The sequence below is a fragment of the Kitasatospora sp. NPDC051914 genome, assembly GCF_040680995.1.
GTDB lineage: Bacteria > Actinomycetota > Actinomycetes > Streptomycetales > Streptomycetaceae > Kitasatospora.
Genome location: NZ_JBFAXX010000050.1, coordinates 44,589 through 67,243 on the forward strand (window position 1 = coordinate 44,589; position 22,655 = coordinate 67,243).

At 72.1% G+C, this 22,655-nt stretch carries 22 protein-coding genes and 2 tRNA genes; 20 read left to right on the forward strand and 4 right to left on the reverse strand.

The features are described 5' to 3' along the window. Window positions 1-230: 230 nt before the first annotated feature. Window positions 231-644, reverse strand: a complete 414-nt coding sequence (locus AB0M03_RS28495) for an SsgA family sporulation/cell division regulator (RefSeq protein WP_030268554.1) — start codon at window positions 642-644, stop codon at window positions 231-233. Window positions 645-887: 243 nt separating this feature from the next. Between AB0M03_RS28495 and AB0M03_RS28500 the strand changes: the two genes are divergently transcribed. The 3 genes from AB0M03_RS28500 (at window position 888) to AB0M03_RS28510 (ending at window position 1,711) form a co-directional block, all read left to right on the forward strand. Beyond that, complete coding sequence (locus tag AB0M03_RS28500; protein WP_363496127.1) at window positions 888-1,307, forward strand: TIGR02611 family protein; 420 nt, start codon at window positions 888-890, stop codon at window positions 1,305-1,307. Window positions 1,308-1,361: 54 nt separating this feature from the next. Then, a tRNA-Val gene (locus AB0M03_RS28505) sits at window positions 1,362-1,433 on the forward strand. 206 nt (window positions 1,434-1,639) lie between these two features. Then, window positions 1,640-1,711, forward strand: a tRNA-Val gene (locus AB0M03_RS28510). A 74-nt stretch (window positions 1,712-1,785) separates the two neighbouring features. On the opposite strand, the gene AB0M03_RS28515 is transcribed toward AB0M03_RS28510, so the two are convergent. Then, window positions 1,786-2,559, reverse strand: coding sequence for an exonuclease domain-containing protein (locus AB0M03_RS28515; protein WP_363496072.1), 774 nt, complete (start codon window positions 2,557-2,559; stop codon window positions 1,786-1,788). 300 nt (window positions 2,560-2,859) lie between these two features. Here AB0M03_RS28515 and thrS point away from each other — a divergent pair, with 300 nt between their 5' ends. Both thrS and AB0M03_RS28525 read left to right on the forward strand, forming a co-directional pair. After that, the gene (gene thrS / locus AB0M03_RS28520) at window positions 2,860-4,839 is read left to right on the forward strand and encodes a threonine--tRNA ligase (RefSeq protein WP_363496075.1); all 1,980 of its coding nucleotides are present in this window, start codon (window positions 2,860-2,862) and stop codon (window positions 4,837-4,839) included. Between the two features lie 72 nt (window positions 4,840-4,911). Beyond that, window positions 4,912-5,472: an HIT domain-containing protein gene (locus tag AB0M03_RS28525; RefSeq protein ID WP_363496078.1), complete on the forward strand. Its 561-nt coding sequence runs from the start codon at window positions 4,912-4,914 to the stop codon at window positions 5,470-5,472. A gap of 72 nt (window positions 5,473-5,544) precedes the next feature. Here the strand turns inward: AB0M03_RS28525 and AB0M03_RS28530 are convergent, their stop codons facing one another. Next, a complete protein-coding gene (locus AB0M03_RS28530) occupies window positions 5,545-7,185 on the reverse strand; it encodes a hypothetical protein (protein WP_363496081.1) in 1,641 nt (546 codons plus the stop codon). A 204-nt stretch (window positions 7,186-7,389) separates the two neighbouring features. Between AB0M03_RS28530 and AB0M03_RS28535 the strand changes: the two genes are divergently transcribed. Further along, a complete protein-coding gene (locus AB0M03_RS28535) occupies window positions 7,390-7,830 on the forward strand; it encodes a DUF393 domain-containing protein (RefSeq protein WP_363496084.1) in 441 nt (146 codons plus the stop codon). 35 nt (window positions 7,831-7,865) lie between these two features. Here AB0M03_RS28535 and AB0M03_RS28540 read toward each other — a convergent pair whose 3' ends face one another. After that, on the reverse strand, window positions 7,866-9,908 hold the full coding sequence (locus tag AB0M03_RS28540) for an elongation factor G (protein ID WP_363496087.1): 2,043 nt from the start codon (window positions 9,906-9,908) through the stop codon (window positions 7,866-7,868). A gap of 259 nt (window positions 9,909-10,167) precedes the next feature. On the opposite strand from AB0M03_RS28540, the gene pgsA reads away from it, so the two are divergent. The 14 genes from pgsA (at window position 10,168) to secF (ending at window position 22,556) form a co-directional block, all read left to right on the forward strand. Continuing rightward, complete coding sequence (gene pgsA, locus AB0M03_RS28545) at window positions 10,168-10,827, forward strand: phosphatidylinositol phosphate synthase (protein ID WP_363496090.1); 660 nt, start codon at window positions 10,168-10,170, stop codon at window positions 10,825-10,827. Next, window positions 10,824-11,750: a phosphatidylinositol mannoside acyltransferase gene (locus tag AB0M03_RS28550; RefSeq protein WP_363496092.1), complete on the forward strand. Its 927-nt coding sequence runs from the start codon at window positions 10,824-10,826 to the stop codon at window positions 11,748-11,750. The genes pgsA and AB0M03_RS28550 overlap by 4 nt, the downstream gene beginning before the upstream one ends. Continuing rightward, complete coding sequence (locus AB0M03_RS28555; RefSeq protein ID WP_363496095.1) at window positions 11,747-12,937, forward strand: glycosyltransferase family 4 protein; 1,191 nt, start codon at window positions 11,747-11,749, stop codon at window positions 12,935-12,937. The genes AB0M03_RS28550 and AB0M03_RS28555 overlap by 4 nt, the downstream gene beginning before the upstream one ends. A gap of 26 nt (window positions 12,938-12,963) precedes the next feature. Next, on the forward strand, window positions 12,964-13,308 hold the full coding sequence (locus tag AB0M03_RS28560) for an isomerase (RefSeq protein WP_363496097.1): 345 nt from the start codon (window positions 12,964-12,966) through the stop codon (window positions 13,306-13,308). A gap of 11 nt (window positions 13,309-13,319) precedes the next feature. Beyond that, window positions 13,320-13,865, forward strand: coding sequence for a hypothetical protein (locus tag AB0M03_RS28565; protein ID WP_363496100.1), 546 nt, complete (start codon window positions 13,320-13,322; stop codon window positions 13,863-13,865). 117 nt (window positions 13,866-13,982) lie between these two features. Beyond that, entirely contained in the window at window positions 13,983-14,894 is a 912-nt protein-coding gene (gene pdxS, locus AB0M03_RS28570; protein ID WP_263102457.1) for a pyridoxal 5'-phosphate synthase lyase subunit PdxS, read from the forward strand. A gap of 94 nt (window positions 14,895-14,988) precedes the next feature. After that, the gene (gene pdxT, locus AB0M03_RS28575; protein WP_363496103.1) at window positions 14,989-15,606 is read left to right on the forward strand and encodes a pyridoxal 5'-phosphate synthase glutaminase subunit PdxT; all 618 of its coding nucleotides are present in this window, start codon (window positions 14,989-14,991) and stop codon (window positions 15,604-15,606) included. A gap of 99 nt (window positions 15,607-15,705) precedes the next feature. Then, window positions 15,706-16,461 (forward strand): YebC/PmpR family DNA-binding transcriptional regulator, encoded by a 756-nt coding sequence (locus AB0M03_RS28580; RefSeq protein ID WP_363496106.1) that lies wholly within the window; start codon window positions 15,706-15,708, stop codon window positions 16,459-16,461. 138 nt (window positions 16,462-16,599) lie between these two features. After that, window positions 16,600-17,169 (forward strand): crossover junction endodeoxyribonuclease RuvC, encoded by a 570-nt coding sequence (ruvC, locus tag AB0M03_RS28585; RefSeq protein ID WP_363496109.1) that lies wholly within the window; start codon window positions 16,600-16,602, stop codon window positions 17,167-17,169. After that, window positions 17,166-17,777 carry a Holliday junction branch migration protein RuvA gene (gene ruvA / locus AB0M03_RS28590; protein WP_363496112.1) on the forward strand — a complete coding sequence of 204 codons (612 nt, stop codon included), beginning with the start codon at window positions 17,166-17,168 and terminating at the stop codon, window positions 17,775-17,777. The genes ruvC and ruvA overlap by 4 nt, the downstream gene beginning before the upstream one ends. A gap of 79 nt (window positions 17,778-17,856) precedes the next feature. Beyond that, complete coding sequence (gene ruvB, locus AB0M03_RS28595; RefSeq protein ID WP_363496115.1) at window positions 17,857-18,945, forward strand: Holliday junction branch migration DNA helicase RuvB; 1,089 nt, start codon at window positions 17,857-17,859, stop codon at window positions 18,943-18,945. A 175-nt stretch (window positions 18,946-19,120) separates the two neighbouring features. Then, complete coding sequence (gene yajC, locus AB0M03_RS28600; RefSeq protein ID WP_363496118.1) at window positions 19,121-19,504, forward strand: preprotein translocase subunit YajC; 384 nt, start codon at window positions 19,121-19,123, stop codon at window positions 19,502-19,504. 234 nt (window positions 19,505-19,738) lie between these two features. Beyond that, complete coding sequence (secD, locus tag AB0M03_RS28605; RefSeq protein ID WP_363496130.1) at window positions 19,739-21,454, forward strand: protein translocase subunit SecD; 1,716 nt, start codon at window positions 19,739-19,741, stop codon at window positions 21,452-21,454. A 4-nt stretch (window positions 21,455-21,458) separates the two neighbouring features. Beyond that, window positions 21,459-22,556, forward strand: coding sequence for a protein translocase subunit SecF (gene secF, locus AB0M03_RS28610; protein WP_363496121.1), 1,098 nt, complete (start codon window positions 21,459-21,461; stop codon window positions 22,554-22,556). Window positions 22,557-22,655: the final 99 nt, after the last annotated feature.

Below are 22,655 nucleotides of genomic sequence, written 5' to 3' on the forward strand. Positions count from 1 at the left end.
CGACTCTACCGGGCTGCGGCGCCCGAGCGAAGGAAGGCGCCCGGCACTACGGCCGGCCACCCGGTGAGGGATGGCCGGCCGTAGCGCCGGGCGCCACCACCGCCGGGTCCGGAACGGACCGGCGGTGACCCCGAGGCCGCCTGGTGTGCGTGGCGGCGTGTGCGACCGTGCCCCCGAGTAGGACGGACGCAGTGGGCGTGCCGCGCCGAGGCGGGCCCACCCGGGCGAGGTCAGCTTTCGGCGAGGATGTGGGACAGCTCCCGATCGAGGTCGAAGTGACGGTGTTCGGTGCCGGGCGGCACGGCGGCGTCGGTGCGCTTGAGGAACGACTCGAGCGCCCGCGCCGGGGCTTCCAGCAGGGCTTCTCCTTCCGGAGAGCTCAGGGCGATGCAGACGACCCCCTGACCGTGGCTGCGCGAGGGCCACACCCGCACGTCGCCGGTTCCGGTCGGTCGGTGCAGCCCCTCCGCGAGGAGATCACGGGCGAACACCCACTCGACGGTCTCGTCGGCACCGGTGTGGAAGGTGGCGTGCACGGCATAGGGGTCCGAGGTGTCGTAGCGCAGGCCCGCGGGGACGGGCAGGGAGGACTCGCTGGACACGATGAGGCGCAGGTGCAGCTCGCAGCTGACCGTGGTGTTCATAAGCGCCAGGGCCTTTCGCTCAGTGTGCGCTCGGGGAATCGCACGTCGGCGAACGGACCATCCCACCCGAAAGCCCGGTGTAAACCCGTCTGTCCCGATTCAACGCCGAGTCGTACCCCTTCCGGCGCATTGCGGAATCGCCGGAGGCGGGGCGTCGGGCCCCGTACCGGTGGGTATCTCGGGTACTTTTCCCGCATGGCTGTACGAAACGACAATCCTGACCGGGTCGAGGACGGGGCACCCATGGCGTCGGAGGGCGGCGAGGGCGAGGGCGGCGACCGGCAGGACGGGGGCCGGCCGCTCGGCTCGCGGGCGCCGGAGTTCATCAAGCGGTACCGGACGCTGCACCTCAGCTGGCAGGTGGTGATCTTCCTCATCGGCCTGGCCGTGGTCGGGCTCGGCGTGGTGATGCTGCCGCTCCCCGGGCCGGGCTGGGTGGTCATCTTCCTGGGCATGGGCATCTGGGCGACCGAGTTCGTCTGGGCCCAGCTGGTGCTGCGCTGGACGCGGCGCAAGGTGGCCGCGGCCGCGGAGCGGGCGCTGGACCCGAGGGTGCGCCGCCGCAACATCACGTTGACCGTGATCGGCCTGGTGGTGATCGGCGCACTGTTGGGCTGGTACCTGTCGCAGTACGGGCTGGTGCTGCCGTGGAAGCTGCACTGACCGGGAGGGTGTTCGGAGCACCCCCGCGGATGGGGTAATGTTTTCCCTGCACCCGGGCGATTAGCTCAGCGGGAGAGCACTTCGTTCACACCGAAGGGGTCACTGGTTCGATCCCAGTATCGCCCACCGGAATGCATTGCACGACGTAAGGCCCAGACCATTTACGGTCCGGGCCTTATGTTGTTTTCCGATGATTTCCGAACGGTTCCGGCTGTCTGACGGTTAATCACCGAAGCTGCGGCGGGGGCGATCTGGGGGAGCGTCGGGCGGGCCGGGCCGGGAACCGATTAGGGAGCCCGGCCGCAGGGGTGGTACTGTTCTTCTCGTTGCCCGGGCGATTAGCTCAGCGGGAGAGCACTTCGTTCACACCGAAGGGGTCACTGGTTCGATCCCAGTATCGCCCACCGAGCAGCAGGCCCCGACCGCCAAGTGCGGCCGGGGCCTCTGTCGTTGTCGGAGCGTCGGGCGGGCGCCCGGCTCAGGCCGCGGCCTCGCAGTTGTGCTCCGCGGAGAGCCGGCGGCCGCAGCCGCAGCGGGCGGGGCGCAGCGGCCACGAGGTGTCGACCTGCTCGGTGGCACCCTCCCGGTCGAACCAGTTCTGCAGTCCGCGGGCCTGCGCGGCGTGCCAGACCGCCTGCCGCAGGTGGAGCTCGCCGGTGCTCATCGCGCCGAGCCGCTCCGGGTACCGGGCGCCGAGCGCGCGGACCAGGTCGAGGGCGGCCGTCGCGTCCGCCGCCGCCTCGTGCGCACCGGTGAGCCGGACCCCGTAGTGCGCGCACAGGTCGGTGAGGGTGCGGCGCCCCTTGCGGTAGCGGTCCACGTGCTTGTCGAGCACCCGCGGGTCCAGCACCAGGAGTTCGGTGCCGGCCAGGGCGGCGGCCAGCGAACTGCCGTGGTGCCGGCGCAGCTCGCGGTCGAGCAGGGTCAGGTCGTACGGGGCGTTCATCACCACCAGCGGGACGCCGGCCAGGGCCTGCTCGGCCAGTGCCCGGGCCACCTCGGCGACCACCGTGCGGGCCGGGCGGCCGTGCAGCCGGACCTGCTCGTCGCTGATGCCGTGCACCGCACGGGCGCCGTCGGGGATCGGAACTCCGGGGTCGGCGAGCCAGGTTGTGGTGGCCGGAGCCGTGCCGGCGGCGGACTGCAGGACCAGCGCGGCGGAGACGATCCGGTCGTGCTCCACGTCGACGCCGGTGGTCTCGGTGTCGAACGATGCGATCGGGCCCTCGTACCAGGGTCGGAAGTGCTGCATGTCTGCCCCTCAAGTGCCGCCGGGGTGTTGCCCGGCGCGCCGCCGAGGACCGGGGGCGCGCCGGGCTCTGCCCTGGTGATACCGCACTTGACGGCCGCTCAACCGCAGGCCGGGGCACTCCCCGGCAGAGGCGGCGGCACGGGCGCGGCAGAACTGCGGCAGAAGGGCCCGCCCGGGCAGGACGGGCCGGTGGGGCGGCCGCGGCGCGGGGGAGAGAGCGGTGCGCACCGTACCTGAAGCTCTCGGTACCATCGAGGGGCGCAGCAGAGTGCTGCGGACCACAGATGTCAGGAGAGACCGGTGACCGACGTCCGGATCATCATCAACCGCGAACCCGATCGGGAAGAGCGCGTGGTGACCACGGGCACCACGGCCGCCGACCTGTTCTCCGACGACCGCACGGTCATCGCCGCCCGCGTCGGCGGCCAGCTGAAGGACCTCGCGTACGCCGTGCAGGACGGCGACGAGGTCGAGCCGGTCGAGATCTCCAGCAAGGACGGCCTCGACATCCTGCGGCACTCCACCGCGCACGTGATGGCGCAGGCCGTGCAGCAGCTCTTCCCGGAGGCCAAGCTCGGCATCGGCCCGCCGGTCAAGGACGGCTTCTACTACGACTTCGACGTCGAGAAGCCCTTCCACCCCGATGACCTCAAGGCCATCGAGAAGAAGATGCAGGAGATCATCAAGCGCGGGCAGAAGTTCTCCCGCCGCGTGGTCTCCGACGACGCCGCCCGCGAGGAGCTGGCCGCCGAGCCGTACAAGCTGGAGCTGATCGGCCTCAAGGGCTCCGCCGCGACCGCCGGCGAGGGCGCCGACGTCGAGGTCGGCGCCGGCGAGCTGACCATCTACGACAACCTGGACGCCAAGTCCGGCGAGCAGTGCTGGGGCGACCTCTGCCGCGGCCCGCACCTGCCGAGCACCCGGTACATCCCGGCCTTCAAGCTGATGCGCAACGCGGCCGCCTACTGGCGCGGCAGCGAGAAGAACCCGATGCTGCAGCGCATCTACGGCACCGCCTGGCCGAGCAAGGACGAGCTGAAGGCGCACCTTGACTTCCTGGTGGAGGCCGAGAAGCGCGACCACCGCAAGCTCGGCAACGAGCTCGACCTGTTCTCCATCCCGGAGCAGATCGGCTCCGGCCTCGCCGTCTTCCACCCCAAGGGCGGCATCATCCGCCGGGCCATGGAGGACTACTCGCGCCGCCGGCACGAGGAGGAGGGCTACGAGTTCGTCTACACCCCGCACGCCACCAAGGGGAAGCTGTTCGAGACCAGCGGCCACCTGGACTGGTACGCCGACGGCATGTACCCCCCCATGCAGCTCGACGAGGGCGTGGACTACTACCTCAAGCCCATGAACTGCCCGATGCACAACCTGATCTTCGACGCGCGCGGCCGGTCCTACCGCGAACTGCCGCTGCGCCTGTTCGAGTTCGGCACGGTGTACCGGTACGAGAAGTCCGGCGTGGTGCACGGCCTGACCCGCGCCCGCGGCTTCACCCAGGACGACGCGCACATCTACTGCACCCGCGAGCAGATGGCGGACGAGCTCGACTCGACCCTCACCTTCGTGCTCAACCTGCTGCGCGACTACGGCCTGACCGACTTCTACCTGGAGCTGTCCACCAAGGACCCGGAGAAGTACGTCGGCGCGGACGAGACCTGGGAGGAGGCCACCGCCGTCCTCTCGAGCGTGGCCGAGAAGCAGGGCCTGCCGCTCGTCCCGGACCCGGGCGGCGCGGCCTTCTACGGCCCCAAGATCTCCGTCCAGGCGAAGGACGCCATCGGCCGCACCTGGCAGATGTCGACCATCCAGCTCGACTTCAACCTGCCGGAGCGGTTCGACCTCGAGTACACCGCGGCGGACGGCTCGCGCCAGCGCCCGGTGATGATCCACCGCGCCCTGTTCGGCTCGATCGAGCGCTTCTTCGCGGTGCTGCTGGAGCACTACGCCGGCGCCATGCCGCCGTGGCTGGCCCCGGTCACCGTGACCGGCATCCCGATCACCGACGAGCACGTGCCGTACCTGCTGGACGTCGCGGCCGAGCTGAAGAAGCACGGCATCCGGGTCGAGGTGGACACCTCCGACGACCGCATGCAGAAGAAGATCCGCAACGCGCAGAAGCAGAAGGTCCCCTTCATGCTGATCGCGGGCAACGACGACGTCGAGGCGGGCGCGGTGTCCTTCCGCTACCGCGACGGCGAGCAGAAGAACGGTGTGCCGGTCGCTGACGCGGTCGCCGAGATCGTGGACGCGGTCCAGCGCCGCATCCAGGTCTGACCTCGGACGCAACAGGCCGGGGCGGTCCGCACGGACCGCCCCGGCCTGTTCGTCTCTCCTGTCGGGACGCATATGCTGATCGGCATGACGAGTGAGCCCGAACTGCAGCGGGGCGTGGGGGAGCCGGACGGCTTCCGCCGCCTGTGGACCCCCCATCGGATGGCCTACATCCAGGGTGAGAACAAGCCCACCGGCCCGTCCCCGGACGACGGCTGCCCGTTCTGCAGCATCCCGAAGCTCACCGACGAGGAAGGCCTGGTCATCGCCCGCGGCACCGCCGTCTTCGCGGTGCTCAACCTCTACCCGTACAACGGCGGCCACCTGATGGTGGTCCCGTACCGGCACGTCGCCGACTACACCGACCTCGACGAGGCCGAGACGGCGGAGCTGGCCGTCTTCACCAAGCACGCGATGACGGCCCTGCGGGCCGCCTCCGGCGCGCACGGCTTCAACATCGGCATGAACCAGGGCGCCGCGGCCGGCGCCGGCATCGCCGCCCACCTGCACCAGCACGTGGTGCCGCGCTGGGGCGGCGACACCAACTTCATGCCGGTGGTCGGCCACACCAAGGTGCTGCCGCAACTGCTCGCCGACACCCGCAAGATGCTCGCCGACGCCTGGCCGCAGGGCTAGAACCCGTCGGGCCGTGCAAGAAGGGGCGCGGATCTCCGCGCCCCTTCTTGCACAGCCCGACGGTTGCCGGTGTCAGCCGGCGTCGTAGGCGTCCGCCTTGAACGGGCGGACGGCCTGGTTCTCCGAGCGGCTGATGTTGGAGCGGTTGGTGAAGCGCTCCACGTCCACGTCGTGGTCGGCGAGGAACTCGATCGTGGTGGCCTGCACCGCGTTGAAGATCGGCTGGGCGCTGTAGAGCACCGCGTCGCTCTTGGCGCGGCTGGCCCAGGTCGGGTCCGCCCAGGCCTGGCGCAGGCAGAACGGCTCCGGCAGGGCGAGCGAGCCGCCGAGCCAGTTCAGCAGACCGGGAATGCGGTGGAACGGCGCCCGGACCGCCTGCCGGACCACCTCGTCGTCGTCCACCAGCGGCAGGACGATCGTCTTCTCCTCCCAGAACTTGCCGGTCTTCGGGACGTTCTGCTCCTTGGGCTTGGGCTTGGTGGTGAACAGCCCGTTGAGCGGCCCGAGGGCGTGCCCGTAGACCGAGACCCGGAGGTTGCGGCCCAGCACGGTGATCTTGACCATGACGGTCGCGACCACCTGGCCGTTGTGCATCACCAGCTGCGCGGCCACGCTGTTGTCGGTGTCCGTGCCGATGGTCTGCCGGTTGGCTATCTGCTGGATGCCGAAGTCCCGCATCCGGTAGCCGTCCATCTCGGGGGTGGACGGGCGGGCGATCTCGTCCGCACCCTCCGGGATGTCCTGCACCACCCAGTGGTGCACGGCGACGTGCGGCATGGTGCCGCCCGGCACCTCGCTCGCCGCCACCGAACCGAGCCGCTCGGCGATCTTGCGGGCGAGGTCCCAGCGGTGGAAGGTCCGGAAGTCCGCGTGGCCCTCGGCCGGCCGCAGGTCCTCGTTCATCTCCACCGCGATCCACCGGGCACCCGCACCGAGCACGCCCTTGCGGCCCGCGTAGTGGTGGATGTTGGTCTCCTGCTCGGCCGTCAGTCGCTCCAGGCTGGCCCGCAGGTCGGTGGCCTTGCGGTCGAGGTCGTCCCGCGGGACGGCCTGCGGCACCGTGGCCGCCACCGCGCCGCCGTCCAGCAGCGCCTGCCAGCGTGCCCGCAGGTCGATCGTGCTGCGCAGGCAGATCCGCTTGGCGACGAACCAGCCGACCACCGGCGCGAGCATCATCAGCCGGAAGTACAGCGACCAGGGGCCGCCGACCGGCGGACGGATCGCGAACAGCAGGGCGAGCCCGCAGGCCGCCAGCAGCGCCAGCGTGCCGTAGAAGCCCTCCCTGGCGGGGTGGGTCTTCTTCAGCTGCGCCCGCACCTGGAACGCGGCCAGCCAGATCAGCGCACCGGGCAGGAAGAGCAGCCCGCAGACGACGGTGACCAGGGCGAGCTGGCGGTCCCGGGCGTTGCGGAGCTCGTTCGCGGCCAGGCAGTGCTCGACCACCATGCGGACGTCCGTGCCGTGCGACGGCACCAGCGGATTCCGCTTGGCGGGCAGCGTGCGGTCGATCACGGCACGGCTGAACGCCTCGCCGAGGCTCGGCCGGAACAGCTCGAAGCGGCCGTCCTTGAGCTTGGCGCCGAGCTTCTCCCCGAGCTCGCGGAAACTGCCGTCGCGGTAGGCGGCGGAGGAGAGCGCCGAGGTGACGGCGGTCTGCGGGCCGACGTCCGTGCGGGGTATCTGCGCACCCGGGGTCATGTCGAGCTGGGTCACGGCGGCTGCCCCTCCTCCCCTGGATCTCCCCTTGTCAGCCGCAGGCTATCGCGCCGTCGGCCGCCCGTGGGCATGATCGTCTGAACCGGCGTCAGCAGGTTGACACCGTGTACCGTGCCGGGATCATGCCCACTTCGCGGCCGGTTCGATCCTCCGGGGTGTCGGGCGTGCCGGGGCGGGCCGCGGGTGCGGGAGGATCGGGGCATGTCCGAGTTCATCGCGCACGACCCGGTACTGGTCTACGACGGGGACTGCGCCTTCTGCACCAGCTGCGTGACCTGGGCCGAACGCTACCCGCGGGCGAGCCTGTCCTCGGCCGGCTGGGAGGCCGTGCCGTACCAGTTCGCGGACCTCGCGGCGCTGGACGCCCGGGTCGGCGGGCGGGGCCTGGTCACCGAGGAGCGGGCCGGCCTGGAGGTGCTGTGGGTCACCCCCGGCGGCCGGGTGTACGGAGGGGCACAGGCGGTCGCACGGCTGCTGATGCGCTCCGGCGGCGCCTGGGCGTACGCGGGCGCAGTGCTCGCGCTGCCCCCGGTCAGGCCGCTCGCCGAAGCCGCCTACCGCTGGATCGCCCGCAACCGGCACGCCCTACCGGGCGGGACACCCGCCTGCGCCATGCCGCGGCGGCGGCAGAGGCAGAGCTAGGGGCGCGGTGGCCCCCGCGCCCCTGGCTCGTCCTCCTACGAGGCGTGTTCGTAGCGGGCGGCGAGGTTGGGGGGCATCGGGGCGTGCCGCAGGTAGCTGCGGGAGAACTGGCCGGTGCCGTGCGAGAGGGAGCGCAACTCGACGGGGTAGCGGACCAGTTCGAGTTCGGGCACCTCGGCGCGGACCAGGCTCAGGCCGGGCCCGCCGGGTTCGGTGCCGAGCACGTGGCCGCGCCGTGCGGAGAGGTCGCTGAGCACGGCGCCCTGGTACTCGTCGGGCAGCAGCACCTGGACCTCGTCGACCGGCTCCAGGAGCTGGATGCGGCCGTTGGCCGCGGCCTCGCGCAGCGCCAGTGCGCCCGCGGTCTGGAAGGCCGCGTCGGAGGAGTCCACCGAGTGCGCCTTGCCGTCGGTGAGGGTGACCCGCACGTCGACCATCGGGTAGCCGGCGAGCACGCCGTGGGCGAGCTGGGCGCGCACGCCCTTCTCCACCGAGGGGATGAAGTTGCGCGGCACCGCGCCGCCGACCACCTTGTCGACGAACTCGAAGCCGCCGCCCGGCAGCGGTTCGACGGTCAGGTCGCAGATCGCGTACTGGCCGTGCCCGCCGGACTGCTTGACGTGCCGGCCGTGGCCGGTGGCGCTGGCGGCGAAGGTCTCGCGGAGGGCGACCCGGTAGTCCACCGTGTCGACGTGCACGCCGTACCGGCTGCGCAGCCGGTCGAGGACGACGGCCTGGTGCGCCTCGCCGGTGCACCAGAGGACCAGCTGGTGGGTGTCCGGGTTCTGTTCGACGCGCAGGGCCGGGTCCTGGGCGGTGAGGCGGCCGAGGGTCTGGGCGAGCTTGTCCTCGTCGGCCTTGCTGTGGGCCTCGACGGCGGCGGGCAGCAGGGCCTCGGGCTGCGGCCAGGGTTCGAGGGCCTCGGTGCCCTCGGTGAGGGTGTCGCCGGTGCGGGCGCCGGTCAGTTTGGCCAGGCAGACCAGGTCGCCGGGCAGGGCGTGCGGGACGGGCCGCTGCTGCTTGCCGAACGGGCAGCTCAGGCCGGAGACCTTCTCGTCCGCGCCGCCGGGCACGTGCAGGGTGGTGTCCGGCCGCAGGGTGCCGGAGAACACCCGGGCGAGGCTGAGCCGGCCCACGTACGGGTCCTCGCCGGTGTGCACGACCTGGGCGGTCAGCGGGGCGTCCGGGTCGCAGGGCGGCATGTCGTCGGCGCGGTCGAGCGGGGAGGGGAAGACCGCGGCGATCAGGTCGAGCAGTTCGGCGGCGCCGGGGGCGGTGCCGGTGGGGTCGGCCGGGGGAGCGGTGGCGAGCACCGGGTGTACGGCGCCGGCCAGGAACTCGCGGCGCAGCGCGTCGCCCAGCGAGGCGGCGTCCAGCTCCTCGCCGGCGACGTACCGCTCCAGCAGGGCGTCGTCCTCGCCGGCGATGGCCTCCACCAGGTGGCTGCGGTCCTCCTCGATGCCGGGGATGTCGCCGGGCTCGCCGTAGGTGCGGCCGGTGAGCAGTTCGACCGAGCCGAGCAGCCGGCCGTCCCGCAGGGCGCTGTCGTGGAGCTGCAGCACGGTGTCGGGGTGGCCCTCGCCGAGGGCCTCCTGCAGGGTGGCGAGCACCTCGTCGAGGTGGACGCGGACGGCGTTGAGGTGGGTCAGCACGATCGCGGTCGGCAGGTTGCGGAGCCGGACCTCGCGCCACAGCGCCAGGGTGGGCGCGGAGACCGGGTCGGTGGCGGAGACCACCAGCAGCGCGGCCTCGGCGGCGCGCAGCGCGGCCTGCATCTCGCCGGCGAAGTCGGCGTAGCCGGGGGCGTCCAGCAGGTTGATCTTGCAGTCCTGCCAGGCGAGCGGGACCAGGGCGAGCTGCACGGAGCGCTGCTGCTGGTGCTCGATCTCCTCGTGGTCGGCGACCGTGGTGCCGTCCGGGACGCTGCCGGCCCGGGTGACGGCGCCCGCGGTCAGCGCGAGGGACTCGACGAGGGTGGTCTTGCCGGCTCCGGTGCCGCCGAGGAGGACGACGTTGCGGAGCCGGTCGGGTCGTTCGACGGTGGGGGCCGCGGTGTGGGTGGCTGCTCGGTCCGCCATGGCTGCTCTCCTGCTGTTCGCGGGTGGCTGCGGCGCGCTCGCGCGGGTCACAAGCGGTGCTCACGGGCCCGGCGGCGGTGCCGCGGGGCCGTGCGTGGTGGGCCGGTCGGGCCGGCGGGCTGCTCGGGGGCGTGGGGCGGCGGAGCCCCGCGATCAGCGTGGATACCATTGTCCGGCCGGGCGGGCCGATCCGCTCGGCCGCCCGGCGGCACAGGGGCCGCGGGCGGAGACCGGTGGGATCGGAGCGGTCGGGAAGGCCATGCTCAACAAATACGCGCGTGCCTTCTTCACACGTGTTCTGACGCCGTTCGCCGCGATGCTGCTGCGCTGGGGCGTCAGCCCCGACGCGGTGACGCTGATCGGCACGGCCGGCTCGGTGGCGGGCGCCCTGGTGTTCTTCCCCCGCGGGGAGTTCTTCTGGGGCACGATCATCATCACCCTCTTCATCTTCTCCGACCTGGTCGACGGCAACATGGCCCGCCAGGCCGGGCGCTCCTCGAAGTGGGGCGCGTTCCTGGACTCCACGCTGGACCGGGTCGCCGACGCGGCGATCTTCGGCGGTCTGGCGATGTGGTACGCGGGCACCGGGAACAACGACCTGCTCTGCGCCGTTGCGGTGTTCTGCCTGGCAAGCGGCCAGGTGGTGTCGTACACCAAGGCCCGTGGTGAGAGCCTGGGCTTCCCGGTGGACGTCTCCGGGCTGGTCGAGCGGGCCGAGCGGCTGGTGATCAGCCTGGTCGCGGCCGGTCTGGCGGGGCTCCACGCGTTCGGCCTGCCGTACGTGGAGTGGCTGCTGCCGTTCGCCCTGTGGGTGGTCGCGGCGGGCAGCCTGGTGACGGTGATGCAGCGCATCCTGACGGTGCGGCGGGAGGCCCAGGAGGCCGACCGGGAGACGGCGGGAGTCGAGGGGGCGGCGTGAAGGACCGGTTGGTCGACTGGCTGTACGCGCTCGGCTGGGCGGTGGTGAAGCACCTGCCCGAGCGGGCGGCGCGCGCCCTGTTCATGCGGATCGCGGACAAGGTCTGGCGCGGGCGAGGCAAGGGGGTGCTGCAGCTGGAGGCCAACCTGCGGCGGGTGCACCCCGAGGCGGACGAGGCGCGGCTGCGCGAGCTGTCCCGGGCCGGCATGCGCTCGTACATGCGCTACTGGATGGAGTCGTTCCGGCTGCCCACCTGGAGCCTGCAGCGGATCGCCGACGCGATGCCGGTCAAGGGCCTGGAACAGCTCGACGAGGCGATGTCGGCCGGCCGCGGGGCGGTCCTCGCGCTGCCGCACATGGGCAACTGGGACCTGGCCGGCGCCTGGATCGCCTCGGCCGGCGGCTACCCCTTCACCACGGTCGCCGAGCGGCTGAAGCCGGAGTCGCTGTTCGACCGGTTCGTGGCCTACCGCGAGGGCCTGGGCATGGAGGTGCTGGCGCTGACCGGCTCCGACGTGTCGGTGATCGGCACCCTCGCCCGGCGGCTGCGCCAGGGCAAGCTGGTCTGCCTGCTCGGCGACCGCGACCTGTCCGCGGCAGGCCAGCAGGTCGACTTCTTCGGCGAGCCGACCCGGATGCCGGCCGGCCCGGCCGCGCTGGCGCTGCGCACCGGCGCCGCGCTCTTCCCGGTGACGCTCTGGTACGACGGCCCGGTGATGCGGGCCGAGATCCACCCGGAGATCGTCCCGCCCGCCGAGGGCGAGCAGCGCGAGCGCACCGCGGCGATGGTGCAGGCGCTGGCCGACGTGTGGGCGCAGGGCATCCGGGAGCACGCGGAGGACTGGCACATGCTGCAGAAGCTGTGGCTGGCCGACCTCGGCACCGATCGGGCGGCACAGGCGGGCGAGGGGGCACGGAGTTGAGGATCGGCATCGTCTGCCCGTACGACTGGGACGTTCCCGGCGGCGTGCAGTTCCACATCCGCGACCTCGCGGAGCACCTGATCGCGCGGGGCCACGAGGTGTCGGTGCTGGCGCCGGCCGAGGACGAGTCGGCGCTGCCGCCGTACGTCGTCTCGGCGGGCCGCGCGGTCGCCGTGCCCTACAACGGCTCGGTGGCGCGGCTCAGCTTCGGCATCCTGTCGGCGGCCCGGGTGCGGCGCTGGCTGCACGACGGGCGCTTCGACATCCTGCACGTGCACGAGCCGTCCTCGCCGAGCCTGTCGATGCTGGCCGCCTGGTCGGCGTCCGGGCCGATGGTCGGCACCTTCCACACCTCCAACCCGCGCTCGCGGGCGATGATCGCGGCCTCGCCGATCCTGCAGCCGGGCCTGGAGAAGATGTCCGCCCGGATCGCGGTCAGCGAGTACGCCCGGCGCACCCTGGTGGAACACCTCGGCGGCGACGCGGTGGTCATCCCCAACGGCGTGGACGTGCGCTTCTTCGCCGACGCCGAGCCCGACCCGCGCTGGCAGGGCGGGGTGCTCGGGGGCACGGACTCGGCGGCGACGATCGGTTTCATCGGCCGGATCAACGAGCCGCGCAAGGGCCTGCCGACGCTGCTCGCGGCGCTGCCGCGGATCCTCGAGGAGCGGCCGGGCACCCGGCTGCTGGTGGCCGGCAAGGGCGACCGAGAGGAGGCCGTGGAGGGTCTGGCCCCCGAGGTGCGGGCGCAGGTCGAGTTCCTCGGCATGGTCAGCGACGAGGAGAAGGCCAGGCTGCTGCGCAGCGTCGACCTGTACGTGGCGCCGAACACCGGCGGCGAGAGCTTCGGCATCATCCTGGTCGAGGCGATGTCGGCCGGCGCCCCGGTGCTGGCGAGCGACCTGGACGCGTTCCGGCAGGTGCTGGACGGCGGCCGGGCGGGCGAGCTGTTCCCGGTGGAGGACGCCGACGGGCTGGCCGCCGCCGCGGTGAAGCTGCTCGGCGACCCGGCGCGGCTGCTGGAGCTGCGCGAGGCCGCCTCCCGGCACGTCCGCCGCTTCGACTGGGAGACGGTCGGCGCGGACATCCTGTCGGTGTACGAGACGGTCACCGACGGCATGCCGCCGGTGGCCGAGGACGAACGGGTGGGCTGGCGGGAGCGCTTCGGCCTCGCCGCCCGGGACTGACCACGGACCAGGAAAGAGGGGCCCTCGTGCCGCAGATCTCCGTCGACCACTCCCCGAGCCCCGGCTTCGACCGGCGGGCCTTCGCAGCGGAGCTGCACCCGCTGGTGGCCGCCGTGATCGGCACCACGGTGGAGTCGTGCAAGACCCGGTTCCGCGCGGCGGAGGAGACCTTCGTCGGCGACGGCGACCCGGCGTGCGCCACGGTGTACCTGGAGCTGAAGATCCTCGCCGGGCGCAGCCCGGAGACCCGGACGGAACTCAGCGAGGCGGTGCTCGACCTGCTGAAGCGGCACGTCGGCGCCGGGCCGGTGCACCTGGCCGTCAACGTCGTGGAGCTGGACGGCGCCGTCTACCGCTCGGCCGCCCTGTAGCCTGACCGGCCGTGACTACCTGGATCTGGGCCGCCCTGGCCGTCGTGCTGTTCGCGATGTATCTGAGCTGGACGGCGGGGCGGCTGGACCGCCTGCACGCGCGGATCGACGCGGCCCGGGCCTCGCTCGACGCCCAACTGGTGCGCCGGGCCTCGGTGGCGCAGGAGCTGGCCACCTCCTCGCTGCTCGACCCGGCCGCCTCGCTGCTGCTGTACGAGGCCTCGCACGCCGCGCGGCAGGCCGAGGACGAGCACCGCGAAGTGGCGGAGAGCGAGCTGAGCCTGGCGCTGCGCGCGGTGTTCGCCGAGCCGGAGCAGGTCGCGGTGCTGCTGGAGGCACCGGGCGGCAAGGAGGCCGTGACGGATCTCACGGCCGCGGTGCGCCGGGTGCCGATGGCGCGGCGCTTCCACAACGACGCGGTGCGGGCGGCCCGTGCGGTGCGCGAGCACCGGCTGGTGCGGTACTTCCGGCTGGCGGGGCGCGCGCCGTTCCCGATGGCTTTCGAGATGGACGACGAGCCGCCCGCGGCGCTCACTCCCGAAGGGGCCCCGGCCTGAACGGCTACTGTTTGTCGTGCCCGGACCTTGCCGGTGGACTGTATGGCGCATCGGTAAGGGGCGTTCCGGGCCTACGATAAGTCGATAGCACTGGTTCATCTTCGAGTGAGGTCTTACGTGTCCACCACCCCCATCACCGCAGACCAGCCGCAGATCGGCACCGCCCGGGTCAAGCGCGGCATGGCCGAGCAGCTCAAGGGCGGTGTGATCATGGACGTGGTCAACGCCGAGCAGGCGAAGATCGCCGAGGACGCCGGTGCCGTCGCGGTCATGGCCCTGGAGCGCGTGCCCGCCGACATCCGCAAGGACGGCGGCGTGGCCCGGATGTCCGACCCGAACATGATCGAGGAGATCATCTCCGCGGTCTCCATCCCGGTCATGGCCAAGTCCCGCATCGGCCACTTCGTCGAGGCCCAGGTCCTCCAGTCGCTCGGTGTCGACTACATCGACGAGTCCGAGGTCCTCACCCCGGCCGACGAGGTCAACCACTCCGACAAGTGGGCCTTCACCACCCCCTTCGTCTGCGGCGCCACCAACCTCGGCGAGGCCCTGCGCCGCATCGCCGAGGGCGCGGCCATGATCCGCTCCAAGGGCGAGGCCGGCACCGGCAACGTGGTCGAGGCCGTCCGCCACCTGCGCCAGATCAAGAACGAGATCGCCAAGCTCCGCGGCTTCGACAACAACGAGCTGTACGCCGCCGCCAAGGAGCTCCGCGCCCCGTACGAGCTGGTCAAGGAGGTCGCCGAGCTCGGCAAGCTGCCGGTCGTGCTGTTCTCCGCCGGTGGTGTGGCCACCCCGGCCGACGCCGCGCTGATGCGCCAGCTCGGCGCCGAGGGCGTCTTCGTCGGCTCCGGCATCTTCAAGTCCGGCGACCCGGCCAAGCGCGCCGCCGCGATCGTCAAGGCCACCACCTTCTTCGACGACCCGAAGATCATCGCCGACGCCTCCCGCAACCTCGGCGAGGCCATGGTCGGCATCAACTGCGACACCCTGCCGGAGAGCGAGCGCTACGCCAACCGCGGCTGGTAAGCCCCCCCCCCCCCGCCACGCCGGCCCGCCCCGCAGCCCGTCCGCGCGGCGGGCCGGTGCACGTCCCCCCGCCACGACCGAAGAGGTAACCACCGTGTCCAGCAGCACCCCGACCATCGGCGTCCTCGCCCTGCAGGGCGACGTCCGCGAGCATCTGATCGCGCTGGCCGCCGCCGACGCGGTCGCCCGCCCGGTGCGCCGGGCCGAGGAGCTGGCCGAGGTGGACGCGCTGGTGATCCCCGGCGGCGAGTCCACCACCATGTCCAAGCTGGCGCTGCTCTTCGGCGTGATGGACCCGCTGCGGACCCGGGTGGCCGACGGCATGCCGGTCTACGGCACCTGCGCCGGCATGATCATGCTGGCCGACAAGATCCTCGACGGGCGGGACGACCAGGAGACGGTCGGCGGCATCGACATGACGGTGCGCCGCAACGCCTTCGGCCGGCAGAACGAGTCCTTCGAGTCGGCCATCGACTTCCGCGGCCTGGAGGGTGCGCCGGTCAACGGCGTGTTCATCCGCGCCCCGTGGGTCGAGTCGGTCGGCGCGGGCGTCGAGGTGCTGGCCGAGGTGCCGGCCGCCGACGGCCCGGACAGCCGCATCGTGGCCGTCCGGCAGGGCCGCCTGCTGGCGACCTCCTTCCACCCCGAGCTCACCGGCGACCACCGCGTGCACGAGTACTTCGTGCGCATGGTCGAGGACGCCCTGCGCTGAGTCCGGCGGGCGGCGCGCTGACCGTGTGCCACCCTCCGGTGACGACACCGGTAAGATCTCCTCTGTTCATTTCCCTTTGGCGACGTAAAGGAGCTGGCGATGTCCGGCCACTCTAAGTGGGCTACCACCAAGCACAAGAAGGCCGTGATCGACGCCAAGCGCGGCAAGCTCTTCGCCAAGATGATCAAGAACATCGAGGTGGCGGCGCGCACCGGCGGTGGCGACCCGGCCGGCAACCCCACGCTGTACGACGCCATCCAGAAGGCGAAGAAGAGCTCCGTCCCGATCGACAACATCAACCGGGCCGTCAAGCGCGGCTCCGGTGCCGAGGCCGGCGGCGCGGACTACTCGACCATCATGTACGAGGGCTACGGCCCGAACGGCGTGGCCGTCCTCATCGAGTGCCTCACCGACAACCGCAACCGCGCCGCCTCCGACGTGCGCGTCGCGATGACCCGCAACGGCGGCTCGATGGCCGACCCGGGCTCGGTGTCCTACATGTTCACCCGCAAGGGCGTCGTGATCGTTCCCAAGGCCGACGGCGTGGACGAGGACAAGCTGTTCGAGGTCGTCCTCGACCACGGCGCCGAGGAGGTCAACGACCTCGGCGAGTCCTACGAGATCATCTCCGAGGCCACCGACCTGGTCGCCGTCCGCACCTCGCTGGTCGACGCCGGCATCGACTACGACTCGGCCGAGGCCAACTTCGTGCCCAGCGTGCAGGTCGAGCTGGACGCCGACGGCGCCCGCAAGATCTTCAAGCTGATCGACGCCCTCGAGGACAGCGACGACGTGCAGAACGTCTTCGCCAACTTCGACGTCTCCGACGAGATCATGGCCGAGCTCGACGCCTGATCCCGCCGCTCCTCCGCCGCCCGGCAGTCTCGCGACTGCCGGGCGGCGGCGTGTTCGGGTGCGGTGGCGCGGGCGTTGTCGGTGCCGCCCGGTACCCTGCGGAGGATCACGGGTGACGAGACGGAAGACGGGTGCGGAGTGCGGGTACTGGGCGTGGACCCGGGGCTGACCAGGTGCGGCGTCGGCGTGGTCGAGGGTGCCCCCGGCCTGCCGCTGCGGATGGTCGGCGTCGGCGTGGTGCGCACCCCCGCCGACGCGGAGATCGGCGTGCGGCTGCTGCGGATAGAGCAGGGCCTGGAGCAGTGGCTGGACGAGCACACGCCTGACCTGGTCGCCGTCGAGCGGGTCTTCGCCCAGCACAACGTCCGCACCGTGATGGGCACCGCGCAGGCCAGTGCGGTCGCCATGCTCTGCGCCACCCGCCGCGGCATCCCCGTCACCCTGCACACCCCGAGCGAGGTCAAGGCGGCCGTCACCGGCTCGGGCCGCGCCGACAAGGCGCAGGTCACCGCCATGGTGCAGCGCCTGCTCCGGCTGGACGCCCCGCCCAAGCCGGCCGACGCGGCGGACGCCCTGGCCCTCGCCATCTGCCATATCTGGCGCGGCGGCGCCCAGAGCCGGATCGCCGCCGCACTCGCCAAGGCCGCACCCGCGCCCGCCGCGCCCCCGGCCCGCCGTTCCGCCGCACGTCAGGAGTACCGCCGATGATCGCCTTCGTCCAGGGCCCGGTGGCCCACATCGCGGCCGGCACGGCCGTCGTCGAGGTCGGCGGGGTCGGCATGGCCGTCCAGTGCACCCCGAACACCCTGGCCGGGCTGCGGCTCGGCGAGAGCGCCCGGCTCGCCACCTCGCTGGTCGTCCGGGAGGACTCGCTCACCCTGTACGGTTTCGCCGACGACGACGAGCGGGGCCTGTTCGAGATCCTTCAGGCCGCGCCCGGGGTCGGCCCGCGGCTCGCCCAGGCGATGCTCGCCGTGCACAGCCCGGACGCACTGCGCGCCGCGGTCGCCGGCGGCGACGAGAAGGCCCTGATCGCCGTCCCCGGCATCGGCAAGGCCAAGGCGGCCAAACTGTTGCTGGAGTACAAGGACAAGCTGGGCGCCCCGCTCGGCACGGTGCCCGCGCAGAAGCCCGCCGCGGCCGGCCCGGCCCCGTGGCACGAGCAGCTGCACGCCGCGCTGGTCGGCCTGGGCTACGCTCCCCGCGAGGCCGACGAGGCCGTGGCCGCGGTCGCCCCCGAGGCCGAGGCCCAGGCCGTCCCGGACATCGGCGCCCTGCTCCGGGCCGCCCTGCGCGGCCTGAACCGGGCCCGCTGACCGGGCAGCCGCACCCCCGACCGCCGACGCTTTGACCATCTGACGACCAGTCGTCATGTCGACATTGGAGCCAGTCCCGATGAGCCCGTACGACACCGACCCCGCCGACCGCCCGGGCGCCGACCGGCTGGTCGGCGCGGCCGCCGACGGCGAGGACCAGGCGGTCGAGGCGGCACTGCGCCCCAAGCTGCTCGAGGAGTTCATCGGCCAGGAGCGCGTCCGCGAACAGCTCTCCCTGGTGCTGCAGGCCGCCCGCCAGCGCGGCACCGCCCCCGACCACGTGCTGCTCAGCGGCCCGCCCGGGCTCGGCAAGACCACCCTGTCGATGATCATCGCCGCCGAGCTCGGCGCCCCGATCCGGATCACCTCCGGCCCCGCCATCCAGCACGCCGGCGACCTCGCCGCCATCCTCTCCTCGCTGAGCGAGGGCGAGGTGCTGTTCCTCGACGAGATCCACCGGATGTCCCGGCCCGCCGAGGAGATGCTCTACATGGCGATGGAGGACTTCCGGGTCGACGTCATCGTCGGCAAGGGCCCCGGCGCCACCGCCATCCCGCTGGAGCTGCCCCCGTTCACCCTGGTCGGCGCCACCACCCGGGCCGGCCTGCTGCCCCCGCCGCTGCGCGACCGCTTCGGCTTCACCGGCCACATGGAGTTCTACGCCCCGGCCGAGCTGCAGCGCGTCGTCCACCGCTCCGCCACCCTGCTCGACGTCGACATCGACCCGCACGGCGCCGCCGAGATCGCCGGCCGTTCCCGCGGCACCCCGCGCATCGCCAACCGCCTGCTGCGCCGCGTCCGCGACTACGCGCAGGTCAGGCACGACGGCCGGGTCAGCAGGGAGATCGCCGCGCAGGCCCTGGCCGTGTACGAGGTCGACGCCCGTGGCCTGGACCGGCTGGACCGCGCGGTGCTGGACGCGTTGCTGCGGCTGTTCGGCGGCGGCCCGGTCGGCCTGTCCACCCTGGCCGTCGCGGTGGGGGAGGAGGCCGAGACGGTCGAGGAGGTCGCCGAGCCGTTCCTCGTCCGGGAGGGCCTGCTCGCCCGCACCCCGCGCGGCCGGATCGCCACCGCCGCCGCCTGGCGGCACCTCGGAATGGCGCCTCCCGCGCAGGCCGGCGGCGTGAAGACGACGGACCAGGCGGTTTTGTTCCCGGACGGCCTGTAACCGACAGCCGAAAAACGAGGGCATGCCAAGGGTCGCCACTTTCGGCGGCACACTGGCATGCTTGGCGTTGTCCGTACAGTGCGGGTCGCCTAGACTCCGCCGGACCGCCCCTCTCGACCGACGGGCCGACGTATACCAGGCCGCCGGGCGAGGCGGCCCGCAAAGGACCCTGGCTGTGGCTAATCTCATCATCCTCATCCTCCCGATCGTCGCGATCTTCCTGATGTTCCGCTCGCAGAAGAAGCGGCAGCAGCAGCAGGCGTCGATGCAGGCGACCCTCCAGCCGGGCGCCGGCGTGCGGACGATCGGCGGTATGTACGCCCAGGTCAAGGCGGTGAACGACGAGACCGTCGAGCTCGAGATCGCCCCGGGCGTGGTGACCCACTACACCAAGGGCGCCATCGCCGCCGTCCTCGAGCCGCTCGAGTACGACGCGATCATCAACGGCCGCCCCGCCGACGAGGAGCCGATCGAGGCCGAGGACGCCGACAAGCCCCTCAGCCTCGCCAAGGACTCGGACGGCGCCCCCGCCGACGGCGAGACCCCCGAGACCAAGTAGTACGGTCGGGCTCACTCAGGCCGTGCGGCACCCGGCCGCCGGCCCACATGATCTCAGGGCCGCCCTGCGCCGTCGTCCCCCGTCCCGCCACGCGCCGGACCGGGGCGCGGCCCGCGGCGGCATGGACAGGGAGAAACGAGCAAGGTGGCAACACCCAAGTCGCGCCAGCGCGACGGCTACCCGGGGCGGGCGCTGGCCCTGATCCTGGTGGTCGCCGTCGGCCTGGTCGCCCTCATGTTCTGGACGGGCGACAAGACGCCCCGTCTCGGAATCGACCTCGCCGGTGGCACCAGTGTCACCCTGACCGCGAAGTCGGATGACAAGGCCGCGATCAACAAGTCCAACATGGACATCGCGACCGGCATCATCCAGAAGCGCGTCAACGGTATGGGCGTCTCCGAGGCGGAGGTCCAGACCCAGGGCGACAGCAACATCATCGTCAACATCCCCAATGGCGGTGACAAGCAGGCGGCGATCGAGCAGATCGGCACGACTGCCAAGCTCTACTTCCGTCCCGTGGTCGCCCTCGCGCCCACCGGTGTCGACCCCTCGGCGCTGAACACCGGCTCGCCCTCGCCGTCCGGCTCCGCGAGCCCGTCCGCCGGCTCCTCGGCGGCCGCGACCGGCACCTCGGCCAGCCCGTCGGCCAAGCCGTCCGCGAGCGCCAGCAAGGCCGGCCGCGCCGTCAGCGACGCGCTGAAGGCCGACCCGACCGCCTCGGCCTCGCCGTCCGCCACCGCCTCCGGCTCGGCCGCCGCCGCCCCGAGCGGCAGCGCGACCCCGTCCGCGCCGACCAGCCTGAGCCCCGAGCAGCTCACCGCCGCGCTCACCCAGGGCACCGTCCCCGCCGACGTCCAGCAGCAGTTCGCCGCGCTGGACTGCTCCAAGCCGGAGCAGCGCAAGGACTACCAGACCGACCCCAAGAAGAACGCGGTCGGCTGCTCCTACGACAAGGAGCAGGGCGTCTGGTACAAGTTCGCGCTCGGCCCGGTCGCCGTGAACGGCTCCGACGTCTCCAAGGCGCAGGCCCTGTACGACACCCAGCGCGCCGGCGGCTGGCAGGTCGACCTGTCGTTCAACGACACCGGCTCCAAGGCCTTCGCGAGCACCACCGGCACCCTCGCCACCCAGGCCTCCCCGGCCAACCAGTTCGCCATCGTCCTGGACGGCAAGGTGGTCTCCCACCCGTACGTCAGCCAGTCGATCACCGGCGGCTCGGCCACCATCTCCGGCAGCTTCACCCAGGACGACGCCAAGGGCCTCGCCAACGTGCTGAGCTACGGCGCGCTGCCGCTGACCTTCGACATGAGCGACGTCACCACCGTCTCCCCGCAGCTCGGCGGCGACCAGCTGCAGGCCGGCCTGATCGCCGGTGCGATCGGCCTCGTCCTGGTGGTCGTCTACTCGCTGGTCTACTACCGCGGCCTGGGCCTGGTCTCCATCGGCGGTCTGGTCGTCTCGGCGATCCTCACCTACGCGATCATGTGCCTGCTCGGCAGCAGCATCGGCTTCGCGCTGAACCTGCCGGCCGTCTGCGGCGCCATCGTCGCCATCGGCATCACCGCGGACTCCTTCATCGTCTACTTCGAGCGCATCCGCGACGAGGTCCGCGACGGCGCCCCGCTGCGCCCGGCGGTCCAGCGCGCCTGGCCGCGCGCCCGCCGCACCATCCTGGTCTCCGACTTCGTGTCGTTCCTGTGTGCCGCGGTGCTGTACATCGTCTCGGTCGGCAAGGTCCAGGGCTTCGCGTTCACGCTCGGCCTGACCACGCTGCTCGACATCGTGGTGATCTTCCTGTTCACCAAGCCGCTGATCACCCTGCTGGCGCGGCGGAAGTTCTTCGCGAACGGCCACCCCTGGTCCGGTCTCGACCCCAAGCGGCTCGGCGCCCGCCCGCCGATCCGCGGCAGCCGTCGCCGTTCCTCCGCCAACGCCCCCAAGGAGGCCTGACGCCATGTCCCTTCGGAACATCGGCCACCGGCTCTACCAGGGCGAGGTCAGCTTCGACTTCGTCGGCAAGCGCAAGATCTGGTACTCCATCTCGGGCGTCATCGTCCTCGTCGCGGCGATCGGCCTGGCGATGGGCCTGCACCTGGGCATCGAGTTCAAGGGCGGCTCGGTCTACACCGTCGAGAAGGCCGGCCTGTCGGTCTCCCAGGCGCAGGACGCCGCCAACAAGATCGCCGGTGACACCACCCCGCAGGTCCAGAAGACCGGCGACGGCAAGATCCGCATCCAGGTCAGCTCCGAGGAGAAGATCAGCGGCCCGGCGTTCTCCCAGGAGCTCTCCAAGGAGATCGGCGTCCCCACCAAGGACATCGACGCCCAGGTGATCGGCCCCTCCTGGGGCCAGCAGATCTCCCAGAAGGCCCTGCTCGGCCTGATCGTGTTCATGGTGCTGGTCACCGTGTACCTCGCGATCGCCTTCGAGTGGCGGATGGCGCTGGCCGCCCTGGTCGCGCTGATCCACGACCTCCTGATCACCATCGGCGTGTACGCCCTGGTGGGCTTCGAGGTCACCCCCGGTACGGTGATCGGCTTCCTGACGATCCTCGGCTACTCGCTCTACGACACGGTCGTCGTCTTCGACACCGTGAAGGAGAACACCCGGGGCATCACCAAGCAGAACAAGCGCACCTACAGCGAGGCCGCCAACCACGGTCTCAACCAGACCCTGGTGCGCTCGATCAACACCACCGTGGTCGCCCTGCTCCCGGTCGCCGCCCTGCTGTTCATCGGCGGCGGCATGCTCGGCGCCGGCACGCTGAACGACATCTCGCTCGCGCTGTTCATCGGTCTGGCGGCCGGCGCGTACTCGTCGATCTGCGTCGCCACCCCGCTGCTCGCGCAGCTCAAGGAGCAGACCCCGGAGATGCGGGCGCTCGCCAAGCGCGTCGCCCAGCGCCGCGCCGCCGACGCCAAGGCCGCGGAGGCCGCCGACGCGCCGCAGGGCGCCGAGGACGGCGAGGAGGTCCCGGCCGGCATGGTCGGCCCGCGCAACCAGCCGGTCGGCCGCTCGCGCTCCAAGGGCCGTCCGTCCGGCAAGCGCTGACCGGACGCGACCCCGCCAGGTCCGGCCGGCCCGAGTCTCCTCGGGCCCGGCGGGCCACGGCGCGTGAACACCCCGCGGCGCGGGGTTGGGGGGATCGGC